Here is a 6,249-nt window from a genome sequence, read left to right as displayed (position 1 = left end):
GGCGACGCAGAACGCGGGCGTAGCTCAGTCGGTTAGAGTGCCGGCCTGTCACGCCGGAGGTCGCGGGTTCGAGCCCCGTCGCCCGCGCCACGGATCCCGTGTCGATCCGAAAACCTCCTTCCCGATCCGCATCGACGATACGGCCGAACCGATGGCTTTGTCGGCCTCGCTCGTCGCGTGGCGGCGATGCCACAGATGCCGGCTTCGATCGGCGCCGGGATCGGTCCGCCGCGGTTTCGCCGCAGCTGCCGCGGAATCGGGCGCCTTCCCGTGGCTGTCTCACCGCTTCCGATGCCGAACCTGCGCCTCTCCGCCGCCGCGACGCTGATCGCCCTGACGCTCGCCGGCTGCGGCGGATCTCCCGTCCTCGATGCGGGGATGCCGACGCTGCCGGTCATCCTCGACGAGCAGGCGGCCGCGGCCGCGATCTCCCGCTATCGGGCGCAGCACGGGCTCGGTCCGGTCTCGCTCGATCCCAGCCTGATCACCGCGGCCTCGTTCCAGGCGCAGGCCAATGCGCGGGCCGGACGGCTCAGCCACGAGATCGCCGGCAGCTTCGACAGCCGCATGGCGGGGGCCGGCTTCGGCAGGCGCTACGCCTCCGAGAACCTGAGTGCGGGCTCGGAGACCTTCGAGCAGGTGCTCGCCCGCTGGAAGGCCTCGCCCGAGCACAATCGCAACATGCTGATGCCGCAGTTGCGCCGCGTCGGCATCGCCCGGGTCGATGCGCCGGCGACGCGCTACAAGCGGTTCTGGGCGCTGGTGATGGCGGGCGATTGAGGCCGACGGCCCGAGCCGCGAGGGGCTGGGCCGCCGACGGCACCGGACCTCGTCTTACTGGACCTGGGCGAGCAGCGGCTCCATGCGCTTCTGCGTCAGCTTGTTGTGCTGGACGCTCTTGGCCGCCTCGAGGTTGTCGCGCTTGTCGCCGACCACGACGAGGGCGACCATGCCCATCATGTAGTGCGGCGAGCATTTGAAGCCGTAGACGCCCTCCTTGTCGAACTTGACCACGGTCTCCTGCCCCACGGCCGACTTCACGTAGTCCGCGCCCTCCGGCGCCATGCCCTTGATGGTCTCGACGTTGTGCCCCTTGTCGGTGGGCACGAACTTGATGCTGTCGCCGGGCTTCAGCCGCACCAAGGCGGGGTCGAACACCATCATCCCGCCCGGCCCGCTGTTCAGCATCTTGACCGAAACTTCGTCGGCCGCCGCCGGCAGGGCGACGGCGAGAGCGGCGGCGACGACCAAGGCCCTGAAGATCATCATTCGTTTCCTCGGAATAATTCTGAAGATCATCGACCGTTTTTGTCGATTTTCGTTGAATATAGACTCTCGATCGATCCATCAAACCGATATTTACTTGCAAAATTGAATAATTACACTTCGAGATACGCTGTCGATCCCGCCGGCGGGAGGATGGGCCGGGCGGCCCTTTCAAACCCGCGCGGCTGCGTGTAAACGCGGGGCTTGACGATCATCCCAGCGCCTGCGCCCCCTTGGCACCGCCCGCGAACCGGCGGCGCGCGAGGGCGAGCGCGCGCGAACTCGCTTCAAGGCGCTCAATGCCGAAACGCACCGACATCTCTTCCATTCTCATCATCGGTGCGGGGCCCATCATCATCGGGCAGGCCTGCGAATTCGATTATTCCGGCACCCAGGCCTGCAAGGCCCTGCGCGAAGAGGGCTACCGGATCGTCCTGGTGAACTCGAACCCGGCGACGATCATGACCGATCCGGACATGGCCGACGCCACCTATGTCGAGCCGATCACCCCGGAGGTCGTCGCCAAGATCATCGAGAAGGAGCGGCCCGACGCCCTCCTGCCGACCATGGGCGGACAGACCGCGCTCAACTGCGCGCTGTCGCTGAAGCGCATGGGCGTGCTGGAAAAGTTCGGCGTGCAGATGATCGGCGCCACGGCGGAAGCCATCGACAAGGCGGAGGACCGCAACCTCTTCCGCGACGCGATGACCAAGATCGGTCTCGAGACGCCGAAATCCGCGCTCGCCAACGCCTCCGCCGCCAAGAAGGCCGACCGCGACCGCTACCTCGCCGAGAAGGCGCGCATCGAGGGCGCGCAGTCGGACCCGGCCGCCCGCGAGACGGCGCTCGCCGAGTTCGAGCGGCAGTGGAGCGGGGGCGAGGGCGACCGGCGGCGGCGCTACATCGAGCACGCGCTCGGCCAGGCACTGATCGCGCTCGCCGAAGTCGGCCTGCCGGCGATCATCCGCCCCTCCTTCACCATGGGCGGCACCGGCGGCGGCATCGCCTACAACCGCGAGGAATTCCTGGAGATCGTCGAGCGCGGTATCGACGCCTCGCCGACCAACGAGGTGCTGATCGAGGAGAGCGTGCTCGGCTGGAAGGAGTACGAGATGGAGGTCGTCCGTGATCGTGCGGACAACTGCATCATCGTCTGCTCCATCGAGAACGTCGATCCGATGGGCGTCCACACGGGCGACTCGATCACCGTCGCCCCGGCGCTGACGCTCACCGACAAGGAATATCAGGTGATGCGCGACGCCTCCCTCGCCGTTCTGCGCGAGATCGGCGTCGAGACCGGCGGCTCGAACGTGCAGTTCGCCATCGACCCGGCCACGGGCCGGATGATCGTGATCGAGATGAACCCGCGCGTCTCGCGCTCCTCCGCGCTCGCCTCGAAGGCCACCGGCTTCCCGATCGCCAAGGTCGCGGCCAAGCTCGCCGTCGGCTACACGCTCGACGAGATCGCCAACGACATCACCGGCGGCGCGACCCCGGCCTCGTTCGAGCCGACGATCGACTACGTCGTCACCAAGATCCCGCGCTTCGCCTTCGAAAAGTTCCCCGGCGCCGAGCCGACGCTGACCACCGCCATGAAGTCGGTGGGCGAGGCCATGGCGATCGGCCGCTGCTTCGCGGAATCCCTGCAGAAGGCGCTGCGCTCGCTTGAAACCGGCCTCACCGGCCTCGACGAGATCGAGATCGAGGGGCTCGGCAAGGGCGACGACCACAACGCCATCAAGGCCGCCCTCGGCACCCCGACCCCGGACCGCCTGCTCAAGGTCGCCCAGGCGATGCGCCTCGGGATCAGCCACGAGGAGATCCACGCCTCCTGCAAGATCGACCCGTGGTTCCTGGAGCAGCTCCAGGCCATCGTCGATCTGGAGAACCGGGTGAAGGCGCACGGCCTGCCGACGACCGCGGGCGCCTTCCGCCAGCTCAAGGCGGCCGGCTTCTCCGACGCGCGGCTCGCCGTGCTCGTCAACACCGAGGAAGAGGCCGTGCGCGCCACCCGCCGGGCTCTCGGCGTGCGCCCGGTCTTCAAGCGGATCGATACCTGCGCCGCCGAGTTCAAGGCGCCGACCGCCTACATGTACTCGACCTACGTCGCGCCGTTCGCCGGCCAAACCGCCGACGAGGCGTATCCGTCGGACAAGAAGAAGGTCATCATCCTCGGCGGCGGCCCCAACCGGATCGGCCAGGGCATCGAGTTCGACTATTGCTGCTGCCACGCCTGCTTCGCGCTGACGGAAGCCGGCTACGAGACCATCATGGTCAACTGCAACCCGGAGACGGTCTCGACCGACTACGATACCTCCGACCGCCTCTATTTCGAGCCGCTGACGGCCGAGGACGTGCTGGAGATCGTCGAGACCGAGCGGCAGGCGGGCACGCTCCACGGCGTGATCGTGCAGTTCGGCGGCCAGACGCCGCTCAAGCTCGCCCGAGCGCTGGAGGGCGCCGGGGTGCCGATCCTCGGCACCTCGCCCGACGCCATCGACCTCGCCGAGGACCGCGACCAGTTCAAGCGGCTGCTGGACAAGCTCGGCCTCAAGCAGCCCAAGAACGGCATCGCCTTCTCGGTGGAGCAGAGCCGGCTGGTGGCGGCCGAACTCGGCCTGCCCTTCGTGGTGCGCCCGAGCTACGTGCTGGGCGGCCGCGCCATGGCGATCATCCGCGACGAGGCGCAGTTCGCCGAGTACCTGCTCGGCACGCTGCCGAGCCTGATCCCCTCCGACGTCAAGGCGCGCTACCCCAACGACAAGACGGGGCAGATCAACACGGTGCTGGGCAAGAACCCGCTCCTGTTCGACCGCTACCTCTCGGACGCGACCGAGGTCGATGTCGACGCGGTCTGCGACGGCGAGACCGTGTTCATCGCCGGCATCATGGAGCACATCGAGGAGGCGGGCATCCATTCGGGCGATTCCGCCTGTTCGCTGCCGCCCCGCTCGCTGACTCCCGAGATCCTCTCCGAGCTGGAGCGCCAGACCAAGGCGATGGCGCTGGCCCTCAAGGTCGGCGGCCTGATGAACGTGCAGTACGCGATCAAGGACGGCACGATCTACGTGCTGGAGGTGAACCCGCGCGCCTCGCGCACGGTGCCCTTCGTCGCCAAGGTGATCGGCGAGCCGATCGCCAAGATCGCGGCGCGGATCATGGCCGGCGAACGGCTCGACGCCTTCGGCCTCAAGCCGAAGCAGCTCGACCACATCGCGGTGAAGGAGGCGGTGTTCCCCTTCGCCCGCTTCCCCGGCGTGGACGTGCTGCTCGGGCCGGAGATGCGCTCCACCGGCGAGGTGATCGGGCTGGATGCTGGCTTCGGCGTGGCCTTCGCCAAGAGCCAGCTCGGCTCGGGGACCGCGGTGCCGCGCACCGGCACGGTGTTCGTCTCCGTGCGCGACGACGACAAGCCGCGGGTGCTGCCGACCATCCGGCTGCTCTCCGACCTCGGCTTCACCATCCTCGCGACCGGCGGCACGCAGCGCTACCTGGCGGATGAGGGTATCCCGACCCAGCGCATCAACAAGGTGCTGGAGGGCCGGCCCCACATCGTCGACTCGATCAAGAACGGCGATATCGCGCTCGTGATCAACACGACGGAGGGGGCCGGCGCCCTGTCCGACTCGCGCTCGCTCCGGCGGGCGGCCCTCTTGCATAAAGTGCCGTACTACACCACTCTCGCCGGTGCGATGGCGGCGGCCGAGGGGATCAAGGCCTATCTCGAAGGCGATCTCCAGGTGCGTGCCTTGCAGGAATACTTCGCGGCCTAAATCAACGTTCGTGTGCCGGGTGGCCCGCCGCGCGGAGGCGGGCGGCCCGGGGCCACACATCGAGAGCCGTTATCCCGGCCCGGAAGGAGCGTTCGCTCCGGCCGGGCCTCTTCATTGTGGCGCGAGACCATGAGCATCGACAAGCTTCCCATCACGGCACGCGGCTACGCAGCCCTCGAGGAGGAGCTGAAGCAGCGCCAGCAGGTGGAACGTCCCCGGATCATCCAGGCGATCTCCGAGGCCCGCGCGCTCGGCGACCTGTCCGAGAATGCCGAGTATCACGCCGCCAAGGAGGCCCAGTCCCACAACGAGGGCCGGGTGCTCGAACTCGAGAGCATGATCGCGCGCGCCGAGATCATCGACACCTCGAAGCTGTCCGGCTCCAAGATCAAGTTCGGCGCCCGCGTGAAGCTGTTGGACGAGGACACCGAGGAGGAGAAGACCTACCAGCTCGTCGGCGAGCCGGAGGCGGATGTGCGCGAGGGCCGCGTCTCGATCTCCTCGCCCATCGCCCGCGCCCTGATCGGCAAGGCCGTCGGCGACACGGTGGAGGTCACGACGCCGGGCGGCGGCAAGTCCTACGAGGTCGTCGCCGTCGAGTGGGGAGCCTGATCCCCTTGCGCGCCGCCGGCCTCGCGGCCCTGCTCGGCCTCCTCGCCGGGATCGCTCCCGCCCCGGCGCAGGAGTTCGACCGGTTCGGCAGCATCGCCGTCGATGTGCGGCCGTTGCAGGCCTATGCCCGGGGCCCGCAGACGGACGCGCTGCAGGCGGACCTGACCGAGGCGCTGCGGCGCAGCTTTGCCGACCGCATGGTGCGCGGCGGCCCGACCCTGGTGGTGCGCGTGAGCGGCCTCTCGCTCACCCCCTATGCCGGCGGCGAGGGTTTCGGCCGCGGCGGCAGCCTCGGCGGCGGCGGCTCGACCGACTACCTCGACGGCGAGGCGCTGCTGGTCGGGCGCGGGGGCGAGATCCTCGCGCGCCACCCGCAGCTCTCGGCCCTGCCCGCGAGCTCCGGCGGCGCGTGGTACGATCCGGCCTCCGAGCGGCGGCGGGTGGCAGCCTTGGCCGAGCACTACGCGCAGTGGCTGCGGCGGAGACTTCCGGCCCAGTAGGCCGGGGTTCAGAGGACCGGAAGTTTGCGTCGCGTGAACGAACAAGGGCCGGTGAAGGCGGACGGCAGCGGACCGCCGGAACTCGCGCGGGCCCGCGC

Annotated in this window: 5 protein-coding genes and 1 tRNA gene; 5 read left to right on the top strand and 1 reads right to left on the bottom strand. The window is 68.8% G+C overall.

The features are described from left to right. Positions 1–13: 13 nt before the first annotated feature. Both MFF42_RS20280 and MFF42_RS20275 read left to right on the top strand, forming a co-directional pair. Positions 14–90 (top strand) — tRNA-Asp (locus MFF42_RS20280). A gap of 201 nt (positions 91–291) precedes the next feature. Then, on the top strand, positions 292–780 hold the full coding sequence (locus MFF42_RS20275) for a CAP domain-containing protein (RefSeq protein ID WP_238257357.1): 489 nt from the start codon (positions 292–294) through the stop codon (positions 778–780). A gap of 54 nt (positions 781–834) precedes the next feature. Here MFF42_RS20275 and MFF42_RS20270 read toward each other — a convergent pair whose 3' ends face one another. Beyond that, complete coding sequence (locus MFF42_RS20270; RefSeq protein ID WP_238257355.1) at positions 835–1,269, bottom strand: pseudoazurin; 435 nt, start codon at positions 1,267–1,269, stop codon at positions 835–837. A gap of 296 nt (positions 1,270–1,565) precedes the next feature. Here MFF42_RS20270 and carB point away from each other — a divergent pair, with 296 nt between their 5' ends. From carB to MFF42_RS20255, 3 genes are all read left to right on the top strand, one after another. Further along, a complete protein-coding gene (gene carB / locus MFF42_RS20265) occupies positions 1,566–5,039 on the top strand; it encodes a carbamoyl-phosphate synthase large subunit (protein ID WP_238257354.1) in 3,474 nt (1,157 codons plus the stop codon). Positions 5,040–5,174: 135 nt separating this feature from the next. Further along, the gene (gene greA, locus MFF42_RS20260; protein ID WP_238257356.1) at positions 5,175–5,651 is read left to right on the top strand and encodes a transcription elongation factor GreA; all 477 of its coding nucleotides are present in this window, start codon (positions 5,175–5,177) and stop codon (positions 5,649–5,651) included. A gap of 5 nt (positions 5,652–5,656) precedes the next feature. After that, positions 5,657–6,151, top strand: a complete 495-nt coding sequence (locus MFF42_RS20255) for a hypothetical protein (RefSeq protein WP_238257353.1) — start codon at positions 5,657–5,659, stop codon at positions 6,149–6,151. Positions 6,152–6,249 lie beyond the last annotated feature (98 nt).

The organism is Methylorubrum podarium (genome assembly GCF_022179745.1).
Classification (GTDB): domain Bacteria; phylum Pseudomonadota; class Alphaproteobacteria; order Rhizobiales; family Beijerinckiaceae; genus Methylobacterium; species Methylobacterium podarium.
This window is presented reverse-complemented; position numbering and strand designations above follow the sequence as displayed.

What these genes read in the sequence shown, in the direction of transcription:
- MFF42_RS20275 (WP_238257357.1), top strand. Translation starts at nt 292, where the DNA reads ATGCCGAACCTGCGCCTCTCCGCCGCCGCGACGCTGATCGCCCTGACG.
- MFF42_RS20270 (WP_238257355.1), bottom strand. Translation starts at nt 1,269, where the DNA reads ATGATGATCTTCAGGGCCTTGGTCGTCGCCGCCGCTCTCGCCGTCGCC.
- carB (WP_238257354.1), top strand. Translation starts at nt 1,566, where the DNA reads ATGCCGAAACGCACCGACATCTCTTCCATTCTCATCATCGGTGCGGGG.